The sequence below is a fragment of the Seonamhaeicola aphaedonensis genome (assembly GCF_003386195.1).
GTDB lineage: Bacteria > Bacteroidota > Bacteroidia > Flavobacteriales > Flavobacteriaceae > Seonamhaeicola > Seonamhaeicola aphaedonensis.
In genome coordinates this window covers 242,355-267,325 of record NZ_QRDX01000003.1, presented here as the reverse complement: position 1 = coordinate 267,325, position 24,971 = coordinate 242,355, and the positions used below count along the sequence as shown (strand labels likewise).

Genomic DNA, 24,971 nt, shown 5'->3' with positions numbered 1-24,971 from the left:
TTCATTTAGCCTTTTTAAGATCTAATTATATTAGATAGATTTAAGTATTTTAAGATATTGATAAGAGAATTCTCAGATAAATTAGCTGTTTACTCAAATAAAGCTTTTAATTCAGTTGCTTCATTTGGTTTTATTTTTCCAGCAAGTAATAAGCTTAATTGCTTACGTCTTAAGGCAGCATCAAACCGTTCTTTCTCCAGATTGGTTTCAGGAATAACTTCTGGTATACTTATGGGGCACCCGGTTTCATCAACAGCTACAAAAGTGTAAATGGCTTCATTGGCTTTGGTTTTTTCACCAGATTCGCGGTCTTCAATCCAAACATCTATAAACACCTCCATAGAGGTTTTAAAGGCTCTAGATACTTTGGCTTCCACAGTCACTACACTACCCAACGGTACAGCTCTTGTAAAAGCAACATGGTTAACAGAGGCTGTTACTACAATACGTCTGCTATGACGTCTAGCAGCTATACTAGCCGCTCTGTCCATTCTTGCCAATAGTTCACCACCAAACAAATTATTCAAAGGGTTGGTTTCACCGGGCAAAACCATATCTGTGAGTATGGTTTTGGATTGTTCTGGCGTATATGCGTCCATAACTAAATGATTTAAAAAAAGCAAATGTATGCTTTTAAGGATTTAAGAAAGAAAATGACCTAGAATGTAAGTACCTTAATTTTCTACTTTTACAACAGCAATTTCACCATTAAACACCGTGTTTTTTTCTGATAATAGAGCAGCTTTGGCAGTGCTTAAATCATTAAATCTTTCATTGTATATAAGGTAGTTTTGACTTTTCTTATCAAAGAAAAAACCAAGGTTTTCTTGGCCAGTTTCTGAAAGATTGCTTATAAATTCTTCTCTATCTGAAATATTAGAGAACACACCAATTATTGTATAAAAACCACTTTTTAAATTATCTACTTCTTTAATTATAGGAGTAATATTAGGGCTTTGATTAAAAAAGGTATCTTTTGAAATTAATTGCCCTTTACCAGGGTTGGTTATTAGGCTAGATTGCTCAAATTGCTCTATACTTTCTTGAGAAACTTTTTTAGGAGTGTTTTTAACAACAGTTGTTTGGGCAACGTTTTTAACCTTTAACCAAGCATCTTTATTATGAGTGTTTTTAATAGTTCTTAGAGCTTTCAAAGCTTCAAGCCTATCTTCATAGCTACCATAAACAACTTCATGCAATCCGTATTTGTTAACACCTAACTTTCTGGCTTTAAATCCTTCGGCTTTAAGCTGCTTAATTTTTTTAATACTATTTTCTTCAACTCTAAATGCTCCTGCTACAATATGATAGTTGCCAGTTTGTTTACTAACATTCAAGGTTACTGTAGGTAAGGGGTTTAAACTAAAGGTTGCTTGCTGAATTTGATTATCTAATTGTAGTTCGGCCTCTTCTTGCGCTAATTGATTGTGAGCTTTAATATTATTAATATGGTAATTAGAAGCAGCAAACCCTCCTAATGCCAATGCTATTAAAGCAACAGCAGCATACCTTAAATAAGGTCTGGCTTTACGCTGTTTTGAGGTAATAGCAATAGGGACAACCTTTTCAATATTTTCAACATCTGTCTTGTAAATCTCTCTGTTCACAGCAGGTGATACAAACTGAGATAAACCAAAAGAATCTGTTAAGTAATTAAGATTATAGGTGGGTTCAAATAAAATTTTACTTTCATTATTTAAACTAATATCACCTATATTTTTAAAAGTAAGTGTTTCGCCTTGCGTTAAATAAGACTTTAAAATTTTAACACGTTTTGCTATTTTCTTGTTAGCAACTTCAAAAGGAATTTTTTCAACATCAGCAATGTAATGCGCCAGTAAACCATCATTTGTTTGAATTTGTTCATTAAATGCTACACTTTTACTAGGAGGATAAAATGTATTGGTTGAATCATTAATTGAAACCGATACACGCTGGGTTAAAAAGGCTCCAAACTCAGGAATAGTAACACATTCGTATCGATATAATAAGTCGCTAATGTAGGTTTCAAGTTGCATGAAAACAAAGTTAAAAAAATATGTTTCTAATGAAAATCTGTAGATAACTATTTATTAACAAACAATCATATCTTATCAAGTAACAAAAAGGTTTTGAGTTAAATTTATTGGTGATTATTGGTTAAAAATGTGTTTCTTGTAGGTTCACTAAATTTGAATTGTAAATAATGACCGAAAACGATTTGCTATATACCTTGGCACTACAGCACGTATCTAATATAGGAGATATTACTGCAAAAAGGCTCATTGCTTTTTGTGGGTCTGCTGAAGCCGTTTTAAAAGAGAAAAAGCAAAATCTTGCTAAAATTGATGGGATTGGACAAGCCACTTTAGCAGACATTCATAACATTGAACATTTAAAGGCCGCAGAGGAGGAAATTGTTTTTATAAACAAAAATGAAGTTAAGGTTTCATATTTTACAGATGATAACTACCCAGAACGATTAAAGCATTGTATAGATGGTCCAATTCTACTATTTCAAACAGGTAATATCAATTTAAAAAACCAAAGAGTTATCAGTATTGTAGGAACAAGAAAAATAACAACAAATGGTATGGCGTTTTGTGAAAATTTGATAGAACAGCTCGCTCCTTATAATCCAGTAGTAGTTTCTGGATTTGCTTACGGAACAGATATCACAGCCCATAAAGCAGCGTTGAAATATAATTTGCAAACTATTGGTTGTTTAGCTCATGGGTTGAATCAAATTTATCCTAAGGTTCACAAAAAATACATGGTTGATGTTGAAAAGCATGGAGGTTTTTTTTCAGATTTTTGGAGTACAGATGTTTTTGATCGAAACAATTTTTTAAAAAGAAATAGAATTATTGCTGGTTTAAGTGAAGCAACAATTGTCATAGAATCTGCCGAAAAAGGAGGTAGTTTGGTAACTGCAGATATTGCCAATTCATACGATAGAGATGTTTTTGCAGTTCCAGGTAGGGTAACAGATTCGTTAAGTTTAGGCTGTAATAATTTAATTAAACATCAAAAGGCCATGATGCTTTCTAATCCATTGGATGTACCTTATATCTTAAATTGGGAATTAGAAAAGGCAAGTAAACCAGTAGTTCAAAAGCAATTGTTTGTGGAATTAAATACAGAAGAAAAAAAGATATATGAGTATTTAAAAGAAAACAATAAACAGCAATTGGATACTATTGCTATTACTTGTAATATGCCAATTTTCAAGGTGTCTAGTGCTCTTTTAAATATGGAGTTAAAAGGCGTTATCCGGCCACTTCCTGGTAAATTGTTCGAGCTTGTTTAATACCCAATTTTTTTCCTAACCCTATCTAAAACATTATTGGCAACTAATTTAGCTTTTTCTGCACCTATTAAGAGTGCTTTGTCAAGTTCAGCAAGATTGTTCATATAGTAATTATATTTTTCGCGTTCTACAGCAAACCTTTCAATAATTAACTCAAACAAAGCTTGTTTTGCATGACCGTAGCCATAATTTCCTTTTTCATAGTTGGCTTTCATGATTTCCTTTTGTTCATCTGTGGCAAGTAAACTGTAAATTGCGAAACAATTACAAGTTTTCCAGTTTTTTGGATCTTCAAGTGGGGTGCTATCTGTTTTAATAGACATGATTTGTTTGCGCAGTTTCTTATCTGGCAAAAATATGTTAATGATGTTTCCTTTGCTCTTGCTCATCTTCTCACCATCGGTACCAGGAATAAGCATAGTTTCTTTTTGAATCTCTGCTTTAGGCAATACAAAGGTTTCTCCAACTTTAGAGTGAAAACGAGAGGCTACATCACGTGTCATTTCAATATGTTGTTCTTGGTCTTTTCCCACAGGAATAATCTCAGCATCATACATTAAAATATCGGCAGCCATAAGCATAGGGTATGTAAACAAGCCAGAATTAACATCCTCCAGTCTATCAGCTTTATCCTTAAAACTATGTGCAAGAGTTAATCTTTGATAGGGGAAGAAACAATTTAAATACCACGTCAATTCAGTAACTTGTGGCACATCACTCTGTCTGTAAAATACACTTTTTTCAATATCTAAACCAAAAGCTAACCAAACAGCAGCGGTAGAATAAGTGTTTTCCCTTAATGTGTCTGCGTCCTTAATCTGCGTTAAGGAATGTAGGTTTGCAATAAATAAATAGGAATCATTCTCAGGTTTTTCAGCCATTTTTATGGCTGGAATAATAGCGCCTAAAATGTTTCCTAAATGTGGGGTGCCTGTACTTTGTATTCCCGTTAGTATTCTTGCCATAGTATGCCTTTATGAAGCGACAAAGGTAATTTTTTTAATAGAATTGCTCAATACAATTGTTTATTTTTGGTATTAATGAAATTATTTAAATATTCTTTCTGGGTTTTATATCGTATTTGGTTTTATGTTCTTGTAACTATTCCCATTATTGTTTTGTTCCCGGTACTTTTGGTATCTATTTCTCGAGAATCATGGTATCCTTTCTTTTTTAAACTAGCTAGGTTTTGGGCCAAATTTATTTTAAGTGGGATGGGATTTAGATGTGTTTTTCTAAAGGAACAATCCCCTGAAAAGGGTAATAGCTACATGTTTATTGCCAATCATACATCAATGATAGATATCATGCTCATGCTAGTATCTATAAAAAATCCATTTGTTTTTGTTGGTAAGAAAGAATTGGCTAAAATTCCGTTATTTGGTTTTTTCTACAAACGCACTTGTATTTTGGTAGATAGAAGTTCTGCCAAAAGCAGGCAAGCCGTTTTTATAAGAGCTCAAAAAAGATTACAATCTGGTTTGAGTATTTGTATTTTTCCTGAAGGGGGCGTTCCAGAGGAACATTTAGATTTAGATGAGTTTAAAGATGGTGCTTTCAGGTTGGCTATTAATCATCAAATACCTATAGTGCCAATTACTTTTGCCGATAATAAAAAACGTTTTTCTTATACATTATTTAGTGGAGGCCCTGGAATTTTACGTGTTAAAATTCACAAGTTCCTTTTAACTGAAGGTTTAAGAATTGAAGACACTAAACGTTTGAATGAAAAGGCTAGGGAAATAATTTATAAACAATTGATAACATTTAACAAATAAAAAACTGCTCTTTACCAGAGCAGTTTTTTTGATAATGGTTTCCGAGCTTAATGAAAACCATTATCCAGATCTAACCAAAAACCTAGAATTTAATAGCAAATCCGGTATAAACCCCGATAATAATAGGTGTAAAATTTCCGGAAGTATTGTTAAATGTATTAATTTGATATTTAAACATGGGTTCTAAATTCAAATCTATTTTTTCTGAAAACTTATAACGGAATCCAAAACCAAAATTAGCACTATAACTAATTTTATTTAGGTTAGTGGCTTCTCCTAAAAAAGTTCTGGAGCCATTTTCAGCTTCAGAAAATATTTCATTACTGTTTAAAAAGAAAGAACTAAACCCACCAATAACATTAACCCCAAATTTATTATTAGATAAGGCGTATTGAATTTCTAAAGGAACTTCTATGAACCCAAATGATTGATTAATAGAACTGTTAGTTAAAGCAAAAGATTCTGGAACAGAACTTTTGTTTAAACTCTCACCACTAACAAAAGATATGTTTTCTGATGTAGCAAATTGATTAGAGTTGCTTTTAGTGCTAATGTTTTGTAGAGAATTATTAACAGAACTACTTAAACCAGTAGTTTGAAAAACTACCACATTATTAGTGTTGTATCCCAAATTAACCTTGTTAATTCCTGAACGAATACTAATTTTATCGTTGAGTGCATAGCTGGCTGTAATTCCATAGCTCATATTTACATCCCCACTTTTTGGATTACCGTTAAATTGTTGATCTATTGAGGATCCTTCTCCTAAAGTGTTAAAATAAACAGGCGCTGCATTAGGTACAACGGCCCATCTGTTTGTTTTTTTAGTATCTTCTAAAAGTTCTCGGCTTTCCTCTAAAGCCTCTTCAATGGTTAGATGCGTTTCTATATCCTCTTTTTTGTTTTCGGCTATAGCTTCGCTTTTATTTTCATTTGGGTCATTTTCATTTTGTACAACCAAATTATTATTTAAAACAGAGTTGGTTTCAGCCGCTTTGTTTTGAATAAGTTTTTTGCTATTGTCTTCAGACTGTGCTAAAGCCACTGCATTGTTATTGGTTAAGTTATTTGAAATACCCGTTTCTGTTTTATTTTTAACGGTAACAAGTGTGTTTTGCTCTTTATTAAGATTGCCTTTCAACTTGTTAACTATTATACTTTCATTTACATTCTTAGAAGCCGCAGTTCCTGCGATAGTTGTTTCGCTTTGCGAAACAACATTATTTAAAGGAGGTTCTGTGTTTTTAAAGTTACTTTCTGAAATCACTTGTTCACCTTCACCAGAATTTACGATAACCGTATTATTATTATCAAAACTATCTGGAGTCTTGGTGTTTGTATTGGTAGTGTTTATTATATCTTCAGTTACTATTTTGGCAGGAATAATGGTATTAGAGTCGCCTTTAAAAATACCAGCAATAGTTAACAGAAGTAAGAGCAATGCGGCTACACCTGCATAACGCCACCAGATTGGAATAACTCGCCTTTTCTTTTTCTTGTTAAGGTTAGCTTCAATATTTTTCCAAACAGCTCTGCTCGGAGAGGCTTCAAAATCTTTTAAGCCTTCTTGAAATAACCTATCAATATGTTTTTTTTCACCCATTTATAATGACTGTAAACTTTGGGATAATTTATAATCTTTAATATTCTGTTTCAAAATCTGTCTTGCCCTTGCTAAATTAGATTTTGAGGTTCCTGTATTAATATTTAGCATGTCTGCTATATCTTTATGCGAATAACCATCCAATACATATAGGTTAAAAACCAATCGGTACCTATCTGGTAACTCTTGAATGATTTTTAAAAGAAAATCTATTGAAAAAGAATCTTCGTCAACTTCTACTTGTGTGTCTTCAACATTTTTTTCGTTGACAATATCAAATACTTTTTCGTTCCTATAACGTTGCAAAACCGTGTTGATGGTTATGCGTTTTAACCACCCTTCAAAAGAACCTTTATGTTTAAACTGTTCTATTTTATTGAAAATTGTAAGAAATGCATCTTGTAAATTATCTTCCGCTTCAGCATAATTACGCGAATACTTTAAGCAGATAGAGAATAGTTTACTTGAAAAAAGTTTATACAATTCTCCTTGAGCTTTGGTATCATTAAGCTTACAATTTTCTATGAGTTGATTTAAACTCAAACTTAAACATGTATTAATTAGTTACTTACTTTTTACTCAACTACTGGTACTTCTACCGTCAAGAATATGCTTTCACCATTACTGTCTTCACCCTGCCAAAATTTAAAGAGATAAGAACCATTACTGGTTACTATAAAATTAAAAGTAGCTTCTACTAATTCATCATTTAGGTTTTTACAATCATTTCTATCAAACACATAGTTGACGGGTGCCACTGTACGCTCATTAAGTTCCTTTTGATAATAAAAATCATTGAAAGCATAACATGTTGAGGGTCTAAAATAAGAAATAGTAATCGGATAAACTTCTCCTAACACAAATTCTGAGGGTATATCTACACTCTCAACAGGTAAAATCTCAAAACTATAATTTACATCATCATCGTTAACACTACAAGCTGTAAAAAGCAACAGTGTTAAACATAGCATAATAACTCTTTTCATAGCAGTTTTTTTAGGGTTAAATACATGTTTATAACCTGTAGATGTTATATAATTCGAAAGGTTGCGTATAAAAAATAAAAAATCCCGATAATTTCGGGATCTTTTTAATAATTATGAGGTTACAATTTCTCTGACCTTGGCTTCAAGTTCATCCATAAGTTCTGGATTGTCTTTTATGAGAGCTTTTACAGCGTCTCTACCCTGCCCTAGTTTGGTGTCTTGATAACTAAACCAAGAACCACTCTTTTTAATAATTTCGTTATCTACGGCAATATCTAAAATTTCACCTACTTTAGATACACCTTCACCATACATAATATCAAACTCTGCCGTTTTAAAAGGTGGAGCTACTTTATTTTTTACTACTTTAACTCTAGTTTTATTACCAGATACTTCACCATTAGTGTCTTTGATTTGTGTAGAACGCCTGATATCTAATCTTACCGAAGCATAAAATTTAAGAGCATTACCACCCGTTGTAGTTTCTGGGTTACCAAACATAACACCAATTTTTTCACGCAATTGGTTAATAAAAATCACGGTACAATGGGTTTTGCTAATAGAAGCTGTTAATTTTCTTAAGGCTTGAGACATTAAACGCGCATGAAGTCCCATTTTAGAATCGCCCATTTCACCTTCAATCTCACTCTTAGGTGTTAAAGCAGCAACCGAATCTACAACAACAATATCAATAGCGCCAGAGCGAATCAAATTGTCTGCAATTTCTAAAGCTTGTTCTCCGTTATCCGGTTGTGATATGATTAGGTTATCAATATCAACGCCTAATTTTTTGGCATAAAATCTATCAAATGCGTGTTCAGCATCAATAAAAGCAGCAATACCACCAGACTTTTGTGCTTCAGCTATAGCGTGTAAAGTTAATGTGGTTTTACCCGAAGATTCTGGACCGTAAATTTCAATGACCCTGCCTCTAGGATATCCACCAACACCTAAAGCAATATCTAAACCTAACGAGCCTGATGAAATAGCATCAATATCTTCAATAGCAGCATCACTCATTTTCATTACAGTGCCTTTTCCGTAGGCTTTATCTAGTTTATCTAGTGTAAGTTTTAACGCTTTTAATTTAGCTTCTTGTTCTTTACTCATATATCTTTTTTTCTGAAGTTATGCTTGCTAAAATAAGACAACTTTTTTCACAATACAATTTTATCACGCAACCTTTTTCAACAATATGCATCTACTATTAAAGTGGGAAAAACTTTGCTGTGAAATATACCTGCTTGGTAAAACTAAAACTAACTCAATTCTGACTGAAAAGCACTTTAGGCCCCTAAAGTGCTTTTTTATTGCATAAATAGTTGGTTCAGAGTAAAAAATGTACTTTTGCAACCTGAAATATTTCTTAAACTTATAAAATTAGTATAGCATGCAACTGTACAATAAATTAAGTGCAAAAGAAAGAGCAGCGTTAATTGAGCAAGCGGGAAAGGACCGCTTAACGCTTTCTTTCTATCAATACGCCAAGATTAGCAATCCAAAAGAATTTCGTGACCAACTTTTTGTAGCTTGGGATAGGTTAGATGTTTTGGGCAGAATTTATGTTGCCTCCGAAGGTATTAATGGGCAATTATCACTACCAGCAGATAGGTTCAATGAATTCAAAGAACATATAGATACTATTGACTTCTTAAAAGACATTAGACTAAATATTGCCATTGAGCAGGACAACATGTCTTTTTTAAAATTGAAGGTTAAGGTTCGCAATAAAATTGTAGCCGATGGTTTAAATGATGATACCTTTGATGTTACTGACAAAGGTGTTCATGTAGGAGCTGAAAAATTCAATATGTTAATCGAGGATGAAAAAACCGTTCTTGTTGACATGCGTAATCACTACGAAAGTGAGATTGGGCATTTTAAAAACGCTGTAACACCTGATGTTGACACATTTAGGGAATCTTTAGATATCATTGAAGAAGATTTAAAGGAACACAAGGAAGATAAAAACCTAGTCATGTATTGTACAGGAGGCATTCGGTGCGAAAAAGCCAGTGCCTATTTTAAACATAAAGGTTTTAAAAATGTATTTCAGTTAGAAGGTGGGATTATAGAATACACGCGTCAGGTCAAGGAACAAGAGTTGGAAAATAAATTCATAGGTAAAAACTTTGTGTTTGATGAGCGACGTGCCGAAAAGATAAGCGATGATGTTATTGCACAATGTCATCAATGTGGAAAACCAGCCGATATACATACCAATTGTGCCAATGATGCTTGTCACTTATTATTCATTCAATGTGATGATTGTAAAAAGGAGATGGATAATTGCTGCTCAACCACTTGCCAGGAAATAAATGCTTTACCATACGAAGAGCAGAAAACATTGAGAAAAGGACAAGGTAATAGCAATGATATTTTTAAGAAAGGGCGTGCAGACCATTTGCCATTTAAAAAGGACCTAAGAAATATTTACGAAACCCTTAAGGCTGATAAAAAATAGCGTTATGCAACATATAGAATTAATGGCACCCGCCGGAAATTTTGAATCGCTTCAGGCGGCATTGGATAGTGGTGCTGATTCGGTATATTTTGGGGTTGAGCAATTGAATATGAGAGCCAGGGCTTCTATAAACTTCACTTTAGATGACCTTGAAGAAATATCGGCAAGGTGTAAAGCTAAAAATGTTCGTACTTATCTTACGCTCAATACGATTATTTATGATCATGATTTATCCATTGTAAAAACCCTGATCAAAAGAGCCAAGGAGGCAGATATTACAGCTGTTATAGCTATGGATCAAGCGGTTATTGGTATGGCCAGAGAACAGGATATGGAAGTGCATATTTCTACCCAAATTAATATAACCAATATTGAAACGGTTAGGTTTTATGCCATGTTCGCAGATACCATGGTGTTGAGTAGAGAGTTGAGTTTGCGCCAAATAAAGAAAATAACTGAACAAATTGAAAAGGAACAAATAAAGGGACCATCAGGCAGATTGGTTGAGATTGAAATTTTTGGACACGGAGCCCTATGTATGGCAGTTTCTGGTAAATGTTATATGAGTTTACACTCCCACAATTCATCAGCTAATAGAGGTGCATGTAAGCAAAACTGCAGAAAAAAGTATACGGTTATTGACCAAGAAACTGGTTTTGAGATGGAATTGGATAATGAGTATATTATGTCACCAAAAGACTTATGCACTATTGATTTCCTTGATCAGGTAGCCGATGCAGGTATTAAAGTTTTAAAGATTGAAGGGCGTGGAAGAGCACCAGAATATGTAGCTAAAGTAATTGATTGTTACAGACAAGCCATTGATGCTGTTAAGGCAGGAACGTATAAAAAGGAACAAGTCATTTCATGGATGCAAACTTTAGAGACTGTTTATAATCGAGGTTTTTGGAGTGGTTATTACTTGGGGCAAAAACTGGGTGAATGGAGTAAAGGTTCTGGGTCTCATGCTACACAGAAAAAAGTATATATAGGTAAAGGCATGAATTATTTTCCTAAGCCAGAAATAGGCGAATTTAAAATAGAAGCATTTGATCTTAAGATAGGAGATAACATTTTAATCACAGGTCCAACAACAGGAGTTAAAGAATTGAACGTTGAGGAAATGTTGGTGAATGATGAAAAGCGGTCTTCAGCTTCAAAAGGAGACTCGGTTACTATTCCGTTAGGTTTTAGAATCAGACCATCAGATAAGCTTTATAAAATTGTTGAAAGCAAAGTAGAAGCTTAATGGTAGTAGTAACTTTGCAACGTGAAAAGTGTATTGGTTGTAATTATTGCGTAGAATTAGCACCAAATCAGTTTCAAATGTCTAAAAAAGACGGAAAAAGCGTTCTATTACGTTCTCAAGAAAAAAAGGGTTTTTATACAATAAAATCTCCTGACAATTTTATTTTTGATGATTGCGATAAAGCTGCTAAGGCATGTCCTGTAAAAATTATTAGTGTAAAAAATGTTTAGTTTACTATTTTAACTACCCTAATTTTTAAGTAAGTATAATAATCTTATCTTTACAAATCGAATTTAATATAAACCATCATTCGTAATAATTTAATTATTAACGAATTCAATATATAAATCTATGGCTTGTGCAAGCTGTGCAACAAAAGACGGCCAACCGAAAGGCTGTAAAAATAATGGTACTTGCGGAACGGATAGTTGTAACAAACTTACCGTTTTTGATTGGCTATCAAATATGTCGCTTCCTAACGGCGAAAAGCCGTTTAACTGGGTTGAAGTTCGTTTTAAAAACGGCAGAAAAGACTACTATTACAACCCAGATAATGTAACACTTAGTATTGGAGATATTGTAGCTACACAAGCTAACTCTGGTCATGATATTGGTATGGTTACCCTTACGGGCGAATTAGTGCGTATTCAAATGAAACGTAAGAGTATTAAAGACAATATTGAAGAAGGTCTTAAAATTTACAGAAAAGCTACCCAAAAAGATATTGATATTTGGCAACAAGCTCGAGACAGGGAAGAACCTATGAAGGTTAAAGCACGCCAGTTTGCCATCGATTTAAAGTTGCAAATGAAAATTTCTGATATTGAGTTTCAGGGAGATGCCAGTAAAGCAACGTTTTATTATACTGCAGAAGACCGTGTAGATTTTAGAGAGCTTATTAAGGTGTTTGCCCGAGAGTTTAGAACACGTATTGAAATGAAACAAGTTGGTTTTCGTCAAGAAGCTTCCAGATTGGGCGGTATTGGTTCATGTGGTAGAGAATTGTGTTGCTCTACCTGGTTAACAGATTTTAGATCGGTAAGCACATCAGCCGCTCGTTATCAGCAATTATCACTAAATCCTCAGAAACTGGCTGGTCAATGTGGTAAGCTAAAATGCTGCTTGAATTATGAATTGGACACTTATTTAGATGCTTTGAAAGATTTTCCAAAAACCGATGTAAAACTTCAAACGGAAAAAGGCGTTGCGGTGTGTCAAAAAACAGATATTTTCAAAAGGCATTTATGGTACGCTTATGAAGGTGAGTGGACTAATTGGCATAAATTAACAACTGATCAAGTCAAAGAAATCATAGATTTAAATAAGAAAAACGAAAAAATTTCAAGTCTTGAAGAATACGCCTCAGACCTCATTGAAGATACTAAAACTGAGTTTGAGAACGTTGTAGGTCAAGATAGTTTAACACGCTTTGATAATCCAAAACCCAAGAAGCGTCGTAAAAATAATAGGAACAGAAAGAATAACAGCAATAGAAACAAAAGAAAACCTCAAAACAGTAAAAATGCAACAAAATAACAGTTGGCTATTTTTTTTAATACTTTCTTTTGTTGTGGTTTCTTGTGATTCAAACTGGGTGTTTGATACTTATAAATCTATCCCTAATAAATGGCATAAAGATTCTATTGTAAGCTTTAAGGTTACGCCTCCAGATTCAATAAACGCTTATAATTTATTTGTTAATTTAAGAAATACAAATGCCTATAAATACAATAATTTACATGTAATTGTTGAAATGATTTTTCCGCATGGAAAAACCATTAAAGACACTTTAGAATATAGAATGGCGGATCCTAGCGGTAAGCTATTAGGAACCGGATATACCGATGTAAAAGAAAACAAACTTTGGTATAAAGAACAAGTGGTTTTTCATGAGCGAGGAGAGTATACAGTGAATATTCAACAGGCTATGAGAGAAAACGGAAAAGTGAATGGTGTGGTGGAACTTGAAGGCATAACCGATGTTGGTTTTAGAATAGAAAAACTAGAGATTAAATAACATCATAACTTTAAATACTTAAGCAAACCCATAAACTTAAGGCTCTTAAACTATGACACCAAAAAAGAAAAAAACGACTGCTCCAGATTTTTCAAAATACATTCGTTGGTTTTGGATATTGTTTTCTATAGGTGTTTTATCCGTAGTGGGTGTTTTTCTAATGGCTTCTTGGGGTGCCTTTGGCGAGATGCCAGATCATACCGTGTTAGAAAATCCGAGAACTAATTTAGCCACCGAAATAATTTCTTCTGATGGACAAACCTTGGGCAAGTTTTATTTTAATGATAACAGAACTCCCGTGGGTTATAATGAGTTGCCGCAACATTTAGTAGAGGCTTTAATAGCCACTGAGGATGCCCGTTTTCATGATCATTCTGGAATAGACGCTAGGGGTACTTTAAGGGCAGTTGTTAAATTAGGAAGTGGAGGTGGAGCCAGTACTATTTCACAGCAATTAGCAAAACAATTATTTCATGGTGAGGGCTCAAAAAATACTATAGGGAGAATACTTCAAAAAGTTAAAGAATGGATTATTGCTACTAGATTAGAGCGTCAATATACTAAAGAAGAAATAATCACTCAGTACTGTAATATTTACGATTTTTTAAACAATGCTGACGGTATCAGAAGTGCAGCTCGAATTTATTTCGGAAAAGAACCCAAAGAATTGTCTGTAAAGGAATCTGCTATGTTAGTTGGGATGTTTAAAAATTCTTCTTTATTCAATCCTAGAAGGAGAGCAGAACTCACTAGAACTAGACGCAATGTGGTGTTGTCGCAAATGGAGAAATATGGTTATATTACGGTACAAGTTAAAGATTCACTTCAAAAAACAGACCTAGATTTAAACTATACACCAGAGTCCCATCGTGAAGGTTTAGCAACATATTTTAGAGGCTATTTAGATGGCTTTATGAAAGATTGGATAAAAGAGAATCCAAAGCCGGACGGGACAAAATGGAACTTATATAATGATGGGTTAAAAATTTATACGACTATAGATTCACGTATGCAACAATATGCAGAAGATGCTGTTCAACAGCATATGCCAAGGTTACAAGCAGAGTTTTTCCATCAAAATACTCCAATACGTAATCCTACAGCACCATTTTTAGATTTAACCCGTGGTGCTATTGATACTTTGATGCGTACTTCAATGAAGCAGTCGGAGCGTTGGCGACACATGAAATACGATTTGAAAAAGTCGGATGAAGAGATAAAAGCGTCGTTTCACAAACCTGTTGAAATGAAAGTTTTTGAATGGAAAGATGGTGTAGCAAGTGAGATTGATACCATTATGAAACCGTGGGATTCTATGCGATACTATAAATCGTTTTTACGAACCGGCATGATGTCTATGGATCCACAAACAGGTCATGTTAAAGCTTGGGTGGGTGGGATAAATTATAGACATTTTCAATATGACATGGTAAAACAAGGGAAGCGCCAAATAGGGTCTACGTTTAAACCATTAGTTTACACGGCAGCCATAGATCAATTACATTATTCTCCATGTGATGTGTTTCCAGATACACCTTATTGTATTGAAAAATTAAAGCATGGAAATATGGAAGAATGGTGTCCAAGAAACTCAGGAGGAGAAGATGATTACGGGGGTACAAGAACGTTACAAAATGCTTTGGCAAACTCGGTAAATACTATCACAGCGCGCTTAATTGATAAGGTAGGGCCACAACCCGTAGTAGACTTAGCCAAAAAATTGGGAATAGAATCTGATATACCGCCTGTACCATCAATTGCTTTAGGGACACCAGATTTAAGTGTTTATGAAATGGTAGGAGCCTATGCTACATTTGCTAATAAAGGAGTGTATACAAAACCTGTTATGGTCACTACTATTGAAGATAAAAACGGAACTGTGCTTTATCAGTTTCAACCAGAAACTCGTGATGTCTTAAGTGCGGAAACGGCTTATGTTACTGTAAAGCTTTTAGAAGGCGTTACCGAAGGCGGTTCAGGTACTAGATTAAGACATTCAGGTGCTATCAGTCCAGAATACAAAGAAATAATTACAGGTTACCCCTATAAGTTTGATAATCCCATAGCAGGGAAAACAGGAACAACTCAAAACCAAAGTGATGGTTGGTTTATGGGTATGGTACCAAATTTAGTGACGGGGGTTTGGGTTGGAGCCGAAGATAGAGCAGCTCATTTTGCGAGCATTACCTACGGACAAGGCGCTTCTATGGCATTACCTATTTGGGGACTGTACATGAAGCGTTGTTATAATGATGAAACGCTTAATATATCTAAGGAAGAATTTGAAGAACCTGAAGAACTATCAATTATAGTTGATTGCTCTAAAATGACCAAAGAAGATATTATTGATGACAACTTAAATGATGCTATTCCCGAAGAATTAGAATTTTAGATTCTAAAGGGTTTTAGCAAACTCAACAAAAAACTGTATGGATTCAGGATTGCGCATGGCGTCCATATTGATTGATTTTTCAATAGGCATTTTAAGCAGTATCTTTTTTACGGGAGCCTCCATTTTTTTACCACTAATAGTATAAGGAATGTCTGTAACTTCAATAATCTCATCAGGTACATGACGTGGTGAATAATCACTTTTTAACTGATTATTTATAGCTTGTTTAATGTCGTTTGTCAATGAGCCTCCAGTTTTTAGTTTTACAAATAGGGGCATGTAATGTTTACCTCCTTCCAATTCTAGGTTTATAATTAAAGAATCTTCAACCGCTTTGATTTTGTTCACAGCACTGTAAATTTCACTCGTACCAATTCTAATGCCATGTCTGTTTAATGTAGCGTCAGAGCGTCCGTAAATTACTAAACCCTTGGTTTTGGAATTAATCTTTATAAAGTCACCATGGCGCCACTTTCTGGGGTAGTCTTCAAAATAACTTGACAGATATCGGGCATTGTTTGTATCGTTCCAAAAGTAAATAGGCATTGAGGGCATAGGTTTATCAATAACCATTTCACCTAAATCATCTTCAATAGGGTTACCTAAATCGTCTAAAGCATACAGAGAAACTCCTAGAGCTCTACATTGAATTTCACCAGAGTGTACTGCATAAAAAGGGGTGCCACCAACAAAGGCTGTACAGACATCTGTTCCTCCAGCCATAGAGCATAACCAAACATCAGTTTTTATATTTTCATACACATAATTAAAAGCCTCAGCGGGTAAAGGGGCGCCTGTAGAGCTTATAGATTTTATAGATTGAAGGTTGTGTGCTCTCTTAATATCAAGTTGCTTTTTCATATTAGCAACCAAATATGGAGCACTTGTTCCAAAGTGGTTAATGTTTAAATTATCTGATATTTTCCAGAGTGAATCAAATTTAGGGTAGGTTGGACTTCCGTCATAAAGTACAATAGAGGCTCCCATGAGTAAGGCAGATTGTAAAAAATTCCACATCATCCAACCCGTTGTGGTATACCAAAAATAACGCTCACCCTCACTAACATTATTATGGAATGCCATGTATTTAAAATGCTCCAATAAAATACCTCCATGTGAGTGTACAATAGCTTTTGGTAGCCCGGTTGTTCCAGATGAGTATAATACCCAAATGGGATGATTAAAGTCTACCAGTTGAAATTCTAATTTACCTCCATTTATTGTGTATAACGCATTGATATTAACATAGTCTTTTGGTAAATACTCTAAAGCTTTTTTGTTTAAATAAGGTAGCACAATTACCTTTTGTAAGGAGGGTAAAAACGAAACAATGTCTTTAACCGTTTCGGTTTTATCAAAGGGCTTTCCGTTGTAGGTATAGCCATCAACTGCGAACAAAACTTTGGGTTCTATTTGGGCAAAACGATTTACAACACTTTCGGTACCAAAATCTGGTGAGGTACTAGACCAAATAGCACCAAGAGCATTGGTTGCCAGAAAAGCGATGGTTGCTTCTGGTACATTAGGTAAATACCCCACTACTCTGTCGCCTTTGGTTACCCCTAGAGATTTCAAATAGTTTACTACCGAAGTTACTTTTCTTTCCAACTCATTCCAAGTAATTTCAATATTTAACCCAGATTCATTACTAAAAAAAATAGCTGTTTTATTTGGATGAGATTGCTTAAAAATGTGTTCAGCATAATTTAATGTTGCACCTTCAAACCATTTACAGTGAGGCATATTGTATGATGACAATACTTGGATATAAGGTGAATGTGATTTTATTTTAAAGTACTTCCAAATACTTTCCCAAAAAGTTTCAATATTCTCAACAGACCATTGCCATAAATCATGATAATTTTCAAAAGGTAAATTGTATTGTTCTTTGAGCCAAATACAATAATTATTTAACTGACTATCTTGTTTGAACTTTTTGGAGCCTTCCCAAAGTTTTTTCATAGATTACAATATAATGTCTTCTTTCAAAGATAAAGATTTAACTACAGTTTTTAATTTTTAGGAAATGGGTACTTTGGATGAATTTATAATCAAACCGATAAAAATGTTAAAATAAAACGTATTTCATCGAAATTATATGTTTTTAATCTGATTTGTTGAAAAATAATTTGATATTAGCAGTCCCCAAATTTACCAAATCAAATTATAGATCATTCCAAATCTACCATGAACTTAACCTACAGAAATATGGAACCAAATCTACCTGAACTACCTACGTTCGAACCAAACCTACCTGAGGAACTTCCTTTAAATGAATGGAAGTTTAAAGAAACGCTTCTAGACAATTTACGATTTTTTAAAAGTTTAATTTATCTAACAAAGCGGGTTTTTATGCTATAATATCCCTTTTGGAATGGCATTAATTAATTTTTTAGTATAATCTTTTTTGGGAGAATTATAGATTACATCAGCATCATCAAGTTCTTCGATTTTACCTTGATTCATAACCAGAAGTTGGTCAGACATATATTTTACCACGGCTAAATCGTGTGAAATAAAAATATAGGTAAACCCAAAGGTCTCTTTAAGTTCATTAAGTAAGTTCAATACTTGAGCTTGTACTGATATATCTAAAGCCGATACTGATTCGTCACAAACAATGAGTTTAGGTTGTAAGGCAATGGTTCTGGCAATGCCAATTCGTTGTCTTTGTCCACCTGAAAATTCGTGTGGATAGCGGTTAAAATAGTCTTTAGAAAGTCCAACATTAGCTAATATTTCAAGTACTTTTTTCTTTCGCTCTTTTTCAGACTTAAAAAGCTTATGAACACGCATAGGTTCCATGATAGCTTCTCCAACTGGAATTCTTGGGTTTAATGATGAATATGGGTCTTGAAAAATAATCTGGATATCTTTCCGAAGTTTTTTTATCTCATATTTTGAAAGCTTGGTGATATCAATACCTTTGTATATAATTTGTCCAGCTGTTACATTATCTAATTGAAGAATGGCATTTCCAAGTGTTGATTTTCCGCAGCCAGACTCCCCTACCAATCCTAAAGTTTCACCTTCGAACAATTTAAAACTTACATTATTGACAGCATTAAAAGTAGTAGGTTTAGAAAACCAACCAGATTTTGAAAAGTAAGTTTTTTCAATATTTATGACTTCTAATAAAGGAGGCTTATTATATAATTTTTCATGTTTAAGTTTACGTTGCTCATTAGTTACAATGTCTTCAGAAAAGGTACCATCTAAATAATCTTGAATGGTTGGCAATACTTTTAATCTGGTATCTAATGAAGGTCGCGAATTAATGAGTGCTTTGGTATAATTATGCTGAGGTTTATTGAAAATTTGAGAAACACTACCTTCTTCAACAATATCACCTTTATACATCACTAAAACTCTATCAGCTATTTCAGAAATTAATGCTAAATCATGTGTAATGAAAATAACACTCATTTTAGTTTTTTCTTGAAGTGCTTTTAGTAATTTGATAATTTCTTTTTGAACTGTTACATCCAACGCGGTTGTTGGCTCATCTGCTATTAAGATATCCGGTTTACAAGCAATGGCCATGGCTATCATAACACGTTGCTTTTGTCCGCCAGAAATTTCATGAGGATAAGATTTAAAAATTCTATTTGGTTCTGGTAATTTAACTTTTTCAAACAGGGAAATGACTTCCAATTTAGTTTTAGATTTGGATAATTTGGTATGTTGAAATAAAATTTCTTGAACCTGCTTACCACAGGTCATTGAGGGGTTTAAAGAACTCATAGGTTCTTGAAATATCATGCCAATTTTATTACCACGAATATTTTGAAATACCTTAGGATGTAGCTTTGTTAAGTCCTTTTGATCGTAAAGAATACTTCCAGATGTGATTTTAGAAACCCCTTTTGGGAGCAATCCTAAAACGGATAATGATGATACCGATTTTCCAGAACCAGACTCTCCTACAATGCCTAAGATTTCGTTTTCAAAAAGACTATAGGAAATGTTATGAATGACTTCATTCTCACCAAATGAAATAGTAAGATCTTTAATTTTTAAAATGGTCTTTTTTTGCATTAAATATGGATAATTTCATCGTCATCTAAAATATCATCGCCTTGAAACCTTAGAAAGATTTGCGCAACAGCAATGGTGTCTTTTTCGCAATATTGAATGATTCTATCAATGTTTTTCTCTTTATAGTAAACACCATATACTTCGCTACCATCAATATCATCTTTTGGAGAAGGAATTCCTAAAACATTGGTTAGCAATTTCAGGGATGTATAGGTTTTATAATCGCCAAACTTCCATAATTCTAAAGTATCTAGATGAGGAACTTCCCAAGGTTTTTTGCCAAAGAGGTTTAACTTATAAGGTAATTCTATGTTATTGATGATCATTCGGCGAGCAATGTACGGAAAGTCGAATTCTTTTCCATTGTGGGCGCATAGTAAATGTTTATTTTGGCTGAAATGGGAAATCAAAAGGTTTTTAAAATCTTTTAGAATTTTAATTTCATCACCATAAAAAGAAGTAACTCTAAATTTTCTTATATCACCTTGCATGTTAAAATACCCAACAGAAATACAGATAATTTTTCCAAATTCTGCCCAAATACCTGCACGCTCGTAAAACTCTTCAGCAGTAAAGTCGTCTTTTCGTTGATATTGTGATTTGTTTTCCCAAAGCGCTTGTTTTTCTTCATCTAAATCTGAGAAATATTGATGTTCGGGAACGGTTTCTATATCTAAGAATAGTATATTTTCTAGGTTTACTTTAGTAATCATTTTTTACTGTTTATAATAAGTGAACATTGTTTACCAAATATTCCAGAAACCCCTGCTGCAATACCTCCTATAATGCCTGTAACAAAAATTAAAGTATGAGGGTTACCTCCCAAAGGCAATAATACTGCAATCTTTCTTGCAAGTGTAAAATCATTGCTAGTGCTTAACCAAAAAGCATGAAGCATCCATAAAAGGGCAATGGCTATAAATGGAATACAAAATACAGAGCCTTTTTTTAGGCCAAAAATAAATGATGTTATAAAAGCCGCTACCATAACTGACCACCAAGGTAAAAACTGTGACAAAATAAGTGCCAAAATTATGGTGGTAATGAAGTTTAAAAATTTTCGGTTCATGGGGTTAAGGTTTGAGTTACTACAATGCCATCTGTGTTATTTTGGTCTTGAATAAAGTTTAGATCTAAATAATTGCCCATAGCCCAATCATCAATAAAATTATCATAGAATTTACTTCCAGGGTTTCCTGATTGACCTCCTGGATAAATACCTAAAGCTTTAGGAGGAGTACTCATCTCTACAATCATTCTCCAAGAGGGACCATGATTTACATCGGAGGCATTCACTGTATTTCTATCACCACCAATAGGAATGTTAAATCTTGAAAACGCAGGGAGCGCCTGCAATAAATGTCCAACATAAGGCTGTTTGTAAGCTGCCCAATTGAAATCGCCATTTTCAGATTTCCAGTCTAAAAGTTTTTTAACCGTTTGTTTAAAACTGATTAAAAATAAATCATGTGATGTTTCTTTTTCTGAGGTGTTAGTGATATCCATGATGTCATCGTCTGGATAATTTTTTAAAAGATTAATGGTATTATAGGTAAAAGTTCTTCCTAATTCTGCATCTTCAACATCAATATCATGCCAAATCAAGTTGAATAACTCCCGCCACCATGTATCCCAAATACTTGGGGCTAATTGGTTAATAGTATTATTGAAATCCCAAAACTTAACAATATTCAAAAGCTCTTTCTCTTCACTTGAAAGCGCCGAAGCATCTATATTTTTAATCATATAGGGTAATAGTTCTGAAGCTTTTAAATTGAAATTGTTATTCTGAAGGTCTTTAAAATCTTGAATATCAAACTTATCCTTAGACCTGAAAAAGTCATTAATCACACGGTTTCTATAAGCTTCATAACCATCATTAAACACATAAAAAGGATACGATGTATCTACAGGATGTTGATTTGCAGAACTCACAAAACCACGTTCTGGATTTTTGGTATGAGCATTATAATTTTGAGGAATAAAACTTTGCCAATCGTGATTAGGGTTGCTGCCATCCATTAGAAACTTGCCTTGTCCTTTCCATTTATTGGGAAATTTACCTTGAACCCAAAGTGCAATATCACCGTCAGCGGATGCAAACACAAAGTTTTGTGCTGGAGCGCCCCATCCTATAATAGCATCTAAATAATCATTATAATCTTTTGCTTTATTAAGCTTTAAAAATGTGTTTTGAAGATTTCCTGAGTTATGACCAGCCCATCTCATAGCATAACCCACTTTCTTTTTACCATTGCCTTTAAAATTTTGGTCATAACTAACGGGGCCATAATGCGTGTAAATAACAGAATCTAAAAAGGTTTCTTTACCTTTTATTTTTATTTCTTCAATTCTTAACGAAGTGTTTCTCCATTCGTTCCCATATTTGTATTGGGTTCTATTTTCATTCTGAAATTCAATTTTGTACCAATCTTTTACGTCTCTTGTGGCATTAGTTTCACCCCATGCTATGTAATTGTTAAAACCTGAAATAATTGCTAAAGTACCGGGGAGTGTTGCGCCAAAGGCATTATGCTCAGGCGTTGCCAATTGCATAATAAACCAAAGAGAAGGTAAGTTAAGTCCCAAATGTGGATCATTAGCCAAAATAGGATTCCCTGAATACGATTTTTTAGGAGCAACCGCCCAATTATTACTTCCGTTATTAGGATGGGGTTTTTCCATGATTTGAGTAATAGTATCCAACGGTAACTCACCATGGGGGATTTGAGTAATTGGTATATCGATAAAACTCCAATCGGTTTCTGTTGGGATTACAGGATCATCAAAATCGTAGAAATCAGGATATAGAAAGTCAAAGCGCTCCTTACCTAGTTTTCTAAGTGCATTAGTGTATTCCAAATCGGTATCACGACCACATAACATATCGGTCATATACATTAATAAATACATGGTTTTTTCAATAGACCACGGCTCGGGGCTATAACTTAAAAGTTTATATTCAACGGGGTAATCTTTAAGCTGCAATTTGTTGATGTAACTATTTACGCCATCACTATAAGCCTGAAGAGCGGCTAAAGATTCTGGGTCTTCTTTTATTTTTTCAAGGCTGTTTTCTGCACCAAAACCTAATCCTTTTCGTCTTTGAGTCCTGTCATAATCTAAAGCCTTTTCGCCAACAATTTCAGATAGTCTGCCAGCCGCCGCGTGGGTTTGAAATTCCATTTGCCATAACCGATGTTTGGCAGTTATATAACCTTGGGCTTTATATAAATCTAAATCATTTTGAGCAAAAACATGAGGGATGAGATGCTTGTCGTAATGAACTGTTACTGGGTCCTTTAAGCCGTCAATTTGAATGTTTTTTACAGCAAAATCGTCCTGTTCGTTCTGCCAAACCCCTGTAGTTGGATTTAAAAATTTACCCATTGGAGGAACGGAACCTATTGGGTTATTTAAAACATAAAAAACCACTACTAGGAATGAAGCAGAAATAATGAACTTAAGAAATTTCATTTACATAAGTTTAATGTTGAAACTAAAGATAATAAAATTCTGTACTATTAGAGACCTTAAAAAAAAAGACAGTTGTTTAAAAGGACTTTCATGATTAAGCAACCATTGCTTTCGGTGTAATCCACCCGCATAACCTGTTAAACGACCATCAGAACCTATAACGCGATGACAAGGTATAATGATCCAAAGTGGATTTTTACCGTTAGCATTTGCCACTGCTCTTATAGCCTTAGAATCGCCTAATAGTTTAGAAATTTCTAGATATGACAGTGTTTTTCCGTAAGGGATTTTTTCTAATTGTTTCCAAACTTTTTTTTGAAAATCAGTACCCTGAGGGTTGAGTTTTAAACTGAATTGTTTACGTGACCCTTCAAAGTATTCATTTAATTGCATTACACAATCTTCCAAAATTTCAGGAATGATATCCGTAGTCTTTTCTTCTGTGTTTAAAACAGTAACGGAATTAATGCCATCAAGATCACCTGTAATTTTGGTAAAACCTAAAGGCGTATTGATGATGCATTCCTCCATTAGTCTTCATCTTTAAGAAGTCCTAACTTTTTGGCTCGGGCTTCCCAGTTTTTTCGGGCTTGTACTTGAAGATCGGATACGTTATCACTTTCGTCCATAATTTCAAGCCCTAGAAGGGTTTCAATCACATCTTCCATAGTAACCAAACCACTAACAGAACCGTATTCATCTACAACCAAAGCCATGTGGTTTTTGCTTTCAACTAGCTTTTCAAATAATGTTGGTATGGGTAAGTTTCTATGCACTACAATAATATGTCGTTTTAAGTCTGAAAGGGTTTTAGAACCGTTGTCTAAAGCCATTTCTTTAAAAATTTCGTCCTTTAAAACGAGTCCCGTAATATTATCCGTATTACCTGAATATATAGGTATTCTGGAAAACCGTAAATTCAAATTTCTTTTAAAGAAATTTTCAACGGTAGTCGTTCCATTCTCAATTTGCATGATAGTTCTGGGGGTCATGACATCTTTTGCAGATACCTCTTTAAACGTTAGCAGATTTTTTATAATAATACTTTCGTTTTTTTGAAACACCCCTTCTTCATGAGCCATATCGGTCATGGCCATAAAACCTTCTCTACTTAAAATACTACCGTGACCTTTACCACCAATAAGTTTGGTAGTGAGTTGTAAAAACCATAAAATCCCTGTCCATTTTAATGGGAAAATCATGATTATTAATGCTTTTGACGCAAAATTTGCCAACCCTTTCCAATAGGTAGCACCAATGGTTTTTGGAATAATTTCTGAAGCAACCAAAATTAAAAAGGTCATAATTGCCGATACAATACCTACGGTATTGATACCAAAAAGTTCAATTTTATAATCTAAACTTTCAGCCTCAACACCTACCATCATTGCGCCTAAAGTATGTGCAATAGTATTTAACGTAAGAATGGCTATCAGGGGTTTGTCAACATCTTTTTTTAGTATTTCTAAAGTAGAGGCATAGTCCTTGCCTTCTTGCTTTTTAACATTAATAAATGTAGGCGTTACGCTTAATAAAACAGCCTCAAGAATAGAACATAAAAAGGAAAAGAAAATAGAAATGGTTGCCCAAAATATGAGTGCGCTCATGCAATAGGGTTTTGATTAGGCTAATTTACAAAAGTTAATTAATACAAAATATTTATAAGCCAGTTAGATTT

Annotated in this window: 23 protein-coding genes; 9 read left to right on the top strand and 14 right to left on the bottom strand. The window is 33.9% G+C overall.

The genetic code is table 11. From position 1 onward, the window contains the following. Positions 1-89: 89 nt before the first annotated feature. Both DFQ02_RS06925 and DFQ02_RS06920 read right to left on the bottom strand, forming a co-directional pair. Positions 90-599 (bottom strand): acyl-CoA thioesterase, encoded by a 510-nt coding sequence (locus DFQ02_RS06925; protein ID WP_116040271.1) that lies wholly within the window; start codon positions 597-599, stop codon positions 90-92. A gap of 75 nt (positions 600-674) precedes the next feature. Then, positions 675-2,018, bottom strand: a complete 1,344-nt coding sequence (locus DFQ02_RS06920; protein WP_116040270.1) for an HU domain-containing protein — start codon at positions 2,016-2,018, stop codon at positions 675-677. A gap of 167 nt (positions 2,019-2,185) precedes the next feature. On the opposite strand from DFQ02_RS06920, the gene dprA reads away from it, so the two are divergent. After that, positions 2,186-3,289: a DNA-processing protein DprA gene (gene dprA / locus DFQ02_RS06915; protein ID WP_116040269.1), complete on the top strand. Its 1,104-nt coding sequence runs from the start codon at positions 2,186-2,188 to the stop codon at positions 3,287-3,289. On the opposite strand, the gene trpS is transcribed toward dprA, so the two are convergent. Continuing rightward, a complete protein-coding gene (gene trpS / locus DFQ02_RS06910) occupies positions 3,286-4,254 on the bottom strand; it encodes a tryptophan--tRNA ligase (protein ID WP_116040268.1) in 969 nt (322 codons plus the stop codon). The two genes, dprA and trpS, sit on opposite strands and share 4 nt — an antisense overlap. Positions 4,255-4,329: 75 nt before the next feature. Here trpS and DFQ02_RS06905 point away from each other — a divergent pair, with 75 nt between their 5' ends. Next, positions 4,330-5,067: a lysophospholipid acyltransferase family protein gene (locus DFQ02_RS06905; protein ID WP_116040267.1), complete on the top strand. Its 738-nt coding sequence runs from the start codon at positions 4,330-4,332 to the stop codon at positions 5,065-5,067. 82 nt (positions 5,068-5,149) lie between these two features. Here DFQ02_RS06905 and DFQ02_RS06900 read toward each other — a convergent pair whose 3' ends face one another. The 4 genes from DFQ02_RS06900 to recA form a co-directional block, all read right to left on the bottom strand. Beyond that, on the bottom strand, positions 5,150-6,670 hold the full coding sequence (locus tag DFQ02_RS06900; RefSeq protein ID WP_116040266.1) for a porin family protein: 1,521 nt from the start codon (positions 6,668-6,670) through the stop codon (positions 5,150-5,152). Next, complete coding sequence (locus DFQ02_RS06895; protein WP_116040265.1) at positions 6,671-7,213, bottom strand: RNA polymerase sigma factor; 543 nt, start codon at positions 7,211-7,213, stop codon at positions 6,671-6,673. 32 nt (positions 7,214-7,245) lie between these two features. Beyond that, positions 7,246-7,656 carry a hypothetical protein gene (locus DFQ02_RS06890; protein ID WP_116040264.1) on the bottom strand — a complete coding sequence of 137 codons (411 nt, stop codon included), beginning with the start codon at positions 7,654-7,656 and terminating at the stop codon, positions 7,246-7,248. A 111-nt stretch (positions 7,657-7,767) separates the two neighbouring features. Continuing rightward, complete coding sequence (gene recA / locus DFQ02_RS06885) at positions 7,768-8,766, bottom strand: recombinase RecA (protein WP_116040263.1); 999 nt, start codon at positions 8,764-8,766, stop codon at positions 7,768-7,770. 280 nt (positions 8,767-9,046) lie between these two features. On the opposite strand from recA, the gene trhO reads away from it, so the two are divergent. From trhO to DFQ02_RS06855, 6 genes are all read left to right on the top strand, one after another. Further along, the gene (trhO, locus tag DFQ02_RS06880; RefSeq protein ID WP_116040262.1) at positions 9,047-10,120 is read left to right on the top strand and encodes an oxygen-dependent tRNA uridine(34) hydroxylase TrhO; all 1,074 of its coding nucleotides are present in this window, start codon (positions 9,047-9,049) and stop codon (positions 10,118-10,120) included. Positions 10,121-10,124: 4 nt separating this feature from the next. After that, complete coding sequence (locus DFQ02_RS06875) at positions 10,125-11,369, top strand: peptidase U32 family protein (protein ID WP_116040261.1); 1,245 nt, start codon at positions 10,125-10,127, stop codon at positions 11,367-11,369. Next, positions 11,369-11,599, top strand: coding sequence for a ferredoxin (locus tag DFQ02_RS06870; protein ID WP_116040260.1), 231 nt, complete (start codon positions 11,369-11,371; stop codon positions 11,597-11,599). Before DFQ02_RS06875 ends, DFQ02_RS06870 begins: the two co-directional genes overlap by 1 nt. Before the next feature lie 121 nt (positions 11,600-11,720). Further along, positions 11,721-12,905: a PSP1 domain-containing protein gene (locus tag DFQ02_RS06865; protein WP_116040259.1), complete on the top strand. Its 1,185-nt coding sequence runs from the start codon at positions 11,721-11,723 to the stop codon at positions 12,903-12,905. Beyond that, a complete protein-coding gene (locus DFQ02_RS06860) occupies positions 12,892-13,386 on the top strand; it encodes a gliding motility lipoprotein GldH (protein ID WP_116040258.1) in 495 nt (164 codons plus the stop codon). Before DFQ02_RS06865 ends, DFQ02_RS06860 begins: the two co-directional genes overlap by 14 nt. 52 nt (positions 13,387-13,438) lie before the next feature. Continuing rightward, on the top strand, positions 13,439-15,778 hold the full coding sequence (locus DFQ02_RS06855; RefSeq protein WP_116040257.1) for a penicillin-binding protein 1A: 2,340 nt from the start codon (positions 13,439-13,441) through the stop codon (positions 15,776-15,778). Between the two features lie 3 nt (positions 15,779-15,781). Here the strand turns inward: DFQ02_RS06855 and DFQ02_RS06850 are convergent, their stop codons facing one another. Next, positions 15,782-17,740 (bottom strand): acetoacetate--CoA ligase, encoded by a 1,959-nt coding sequence (locus DFQ02_RS06850; RefSeq protein ID WP_116040256.1) that lies wholly within the window; start codon positions 17,738-17,740, stop codon positions 15,782-15,784. Between the two features lie 246 nt (positions 17,741-17,986). Here DFQ02_RS06850 and DFQ02_RS15255 point away from each other — a divergent pair, with 246 nt between their 5' ends. Beyond that, complete coding sequence (locus DFQ02_RS15255) at positions 17,987-18,139, top strand: hypothetical protein (RefSeq protein ID WP_220340231.1); 153 nt, start codon at positions 17,987-17,989, stop codon at positions 18,137-18,139. Here the strand turns inward: DFQ02_RS15255 and DFQ02_RS06845 are convergent. The 6 genes from DFQ02_RS06845 to DFQ02_RS06820 are packed head-to-tail and all read right to left on the bottom strand — an operon-like array spanning position 18,134 to position 24,900. After that, on the bottom strand, positions 18,134-19,816 hold the full coding sequence (locus DFQ02_RS06845) for an ABC transporter ATP-binding protein (RefSeq protein WP_181896369.1): 1,683 nt from the start codon (positions 19,814-19,816) through the stop codon (positions 18,134-18,136). The two genes, DFQ02_RS15255 and DFQ02_RS06845, sit on opposite strands and share 6 nt — an antisense overlap. Further along, positions 19,816-20,529, bottom strand: a complete 714-nt coding sequence (locus DFQ02_RS06840) for a 3'-5' exonuclease (protein ID WP_116040255.1) — start codon at positions 20,527-20,529, stop codon at positions 19,816-19,818. Before DFQ02_RS06840 ends, DFQ02_RS06845 begins: the two co-directional genes overlap by 1 nt. Then, positions 20,526-20,885: a hypothetical protein gene (locus DFQ02_RS06835; protein WP_116040254.1), complete on the bottom strand. Its 360-nt coding sequence runs from the start codon at positions 20,883-20,885 to the stop codon at positions 20,526-20,528. Before DFQ02_RS06835 ends, DFQ02_RS06840 begins: the two co-directional genes overlap by 4 nt. Beyond that, on the bottom strand, positions 20,882-23,293 hold the full coding sequence (locus tag DFQ02_RS06830) for a penicillin acylase family protein (RefSeq protein WP_116040253.1): 2,412 nt from the start codon (positions 23,291-23,293) through the stop codon (positions 20,882-20,884). The genes DFQ02_RS06835 and DFQ02_RS06830 overlap by 4 nt, the downstream gene beginning before the upstream one ends. Next, complete coding sequence (locus tag DFQ02_RS06825) at positions 23,294-23,824, bottom strand: methylated-DNA--[protein]-cysteine S-methyltransferase (protein ID WP_116040252.1); 531 nt, start codon at positions 23,822-23,824, stop codon at positions 23,294-23,296. Beyond that, positions 23,824-24,900: a CNNM domain-containing protein gene (locus DFQ02_RS06820; RefSeq protein ID WP_116040251.1), complete on the bottom strand. Its 1,077-nt coding sequence runs from the start codon at positions 24,898-24,900 to the stop codon at positions 23,824-23,826. Before DFQ02_RS06820 ends, DFQ02_RS06825 begins: the two co-directional genes overlap by 1 nt. Between the last annotated feature and the right edge of the window lie 71 nt (positions 24,901-24,971).

What these genes read in the sequence shown, in the direction of transcription:
- DFQ02_RS06835 (WP_116040254.1), bottom strand. Translation starts at nt 20,885, where the DNA reads ATGAACCGAAAATTTTTAAACTTCATTACCACCATAATTTTGGCACTT.
- DFQ02_RS06865 (WP_116040259.1), top strand. Translation starts at nt 11,721, where the DNA reads ATGGCTTGTGCAAGCTGTGCAACAAAAGACGGCCAACCGAAAGGCTGT.
- DFQ02_RS06825 (WP_116040252.1), bottom strand. Translation starts at nt 23,824, where the DNA reads ATGGAGGAATGCATCATCAATACGCCTTTAGGTTTTACCAAAATTACA.
- trhO (WP_116040262.1), top strand. Translation starts at nt 9,047, where the DNA reads ATGCAACTGTACAATAAATTAAGTGCAAAAGAAAGAGCAGCGTTAATT.
- DFQ02_RS06830 (WP_116040253.1), bottom strand. Translation starts at nt 23,293, where the DNA reads ATGAAATTTCTTAAGTTCATTATTTCTGCTTCATTCCTAGTAGTGGTT.
- DFQ02_RS06820 (WP_116040251.1), bottom strand. Translation starts at nt 24,900, where the DNA reads ATGAGCGCACTCATATTTTGGGCAACCATTTCTATTTTCTTTTCCTTT.
- DFQ02_RS15255 (WP_220340231.1), top strand. Translation starts at nt 17,987, where the DNA reads ATGGAACCAAATCTACCTGAACTACCTACGTTCGAACCAAACCTACCT.
- dprA (WP_116040269.1), top strand. Translation starts at nt 2,186, where the DNA reads ATGACCGAAAACGATTTGCTATATACCTTGGCACTACAGCACGTATCT.
- DFQ02_RS06900 (WP_116040266.1), bottom strand. Translation starts at nt 6,670, where the DNA reads ATGGGTGAAAAAAAACATATTGATAGGTTATTTCAAGAAGGCTTAAAA.
- trpS (WP_116040268.1), bottom strand. Translation starts at nt 4,254, where the DNA reads ATGGCAAGAATACTAACGGGAATACAAAGTACAGGCACCCCACATTTA.
- recA (WP_116040263.1), bottom strand. Translation starts at nt 8,766, where the DNA reads ATGAGTAAAGAACAAGAAGCTAAATTAAAAGCGTTAAAACTTACACTA.
- DFQ02_RS06890 (WP_116040264.1), bottom strand. Translation starts at nt 7,656, where the DNA reads ATGAAAAGAGTTATTATGCTATGTTTAACACTGTTGCTTTTTACAGCT.
- DFQ02_RS06850 (WP_116040256.1), bottom strand. Translation starts at nt 17,740, where the DNA reads ATGAAAAAACTTTGGGAAGGCTCCAAAAAGTTCAAACAAGATAGTCAG.
- DFQ02_RS06925 (WP_116040271.1), bottom strand. Translation starts at nt 599, where the DNA reads ATGGACGCATATACGCCAGAACAATCCAAAACCATACTCACAGATATG.
- DFQ02_RS06855 (WP_116040257.1), top strand. Translation starts at nt 13,439, where the DNA reads ATGACACCAAAAAAGAAAAAAACGACTGCTCCAGATTTTTCAAAATAC.
- DFQ02_RS06905 (WP_116040267.1), top strand. Translation starts at nt 4,330, where the DNA reads ATGAAATTATTTAAATATTCTTTCTGGGTTTTATATCGTATTTGGTTT.
- DFQ02_RS06860 (WP_116040258.1), top strand. Translation starts at nt 12,892, where the DNA reads ATGCAACAAAATAACAGTTGGCTATTTTTTTTAATACTTTCTTTTGTT.
- DFQ02_RS06870 (WP_116040260.1), top strand. Translation starts at nt 11,369, where the DNA reads ATGGTAGTAGTAACTTTGCAACGTGAAAAGTGTATTGGTTGTAATTAT.
- DFQ02_RS06845 (WP_181896369.1), bottom strand. Translation starts at nt 19,816, where the DNA reads ATGCAAAAAAAGACCATTTTAAAAATTAAAGATCTTACTATTTCATTT.
- DFQ02_RS06840 (WP_116040255.1), bottom strand. Translation starts at nt 20,529, where the DNA reads ATGATTACTAAAGTAAACCTAGAAAATATACTATTCTTAGATATAGAA.
- DFQ02_RS06920 (WP_116040270.1), bottom strand. Translation starts at nt 2,018, where the DNA reads ATGCAACTTGAAACCTACATTAGCGACTTATTATATCGATACGAATGT.
- DFQ02_RS06875 (WP_116040261.1), top strand. Translation starts at nt 10,125, where the DNA reads ATGCAACATATAGAATTAATGGCACCCGCCGGAAATTTTGAATCGCTT.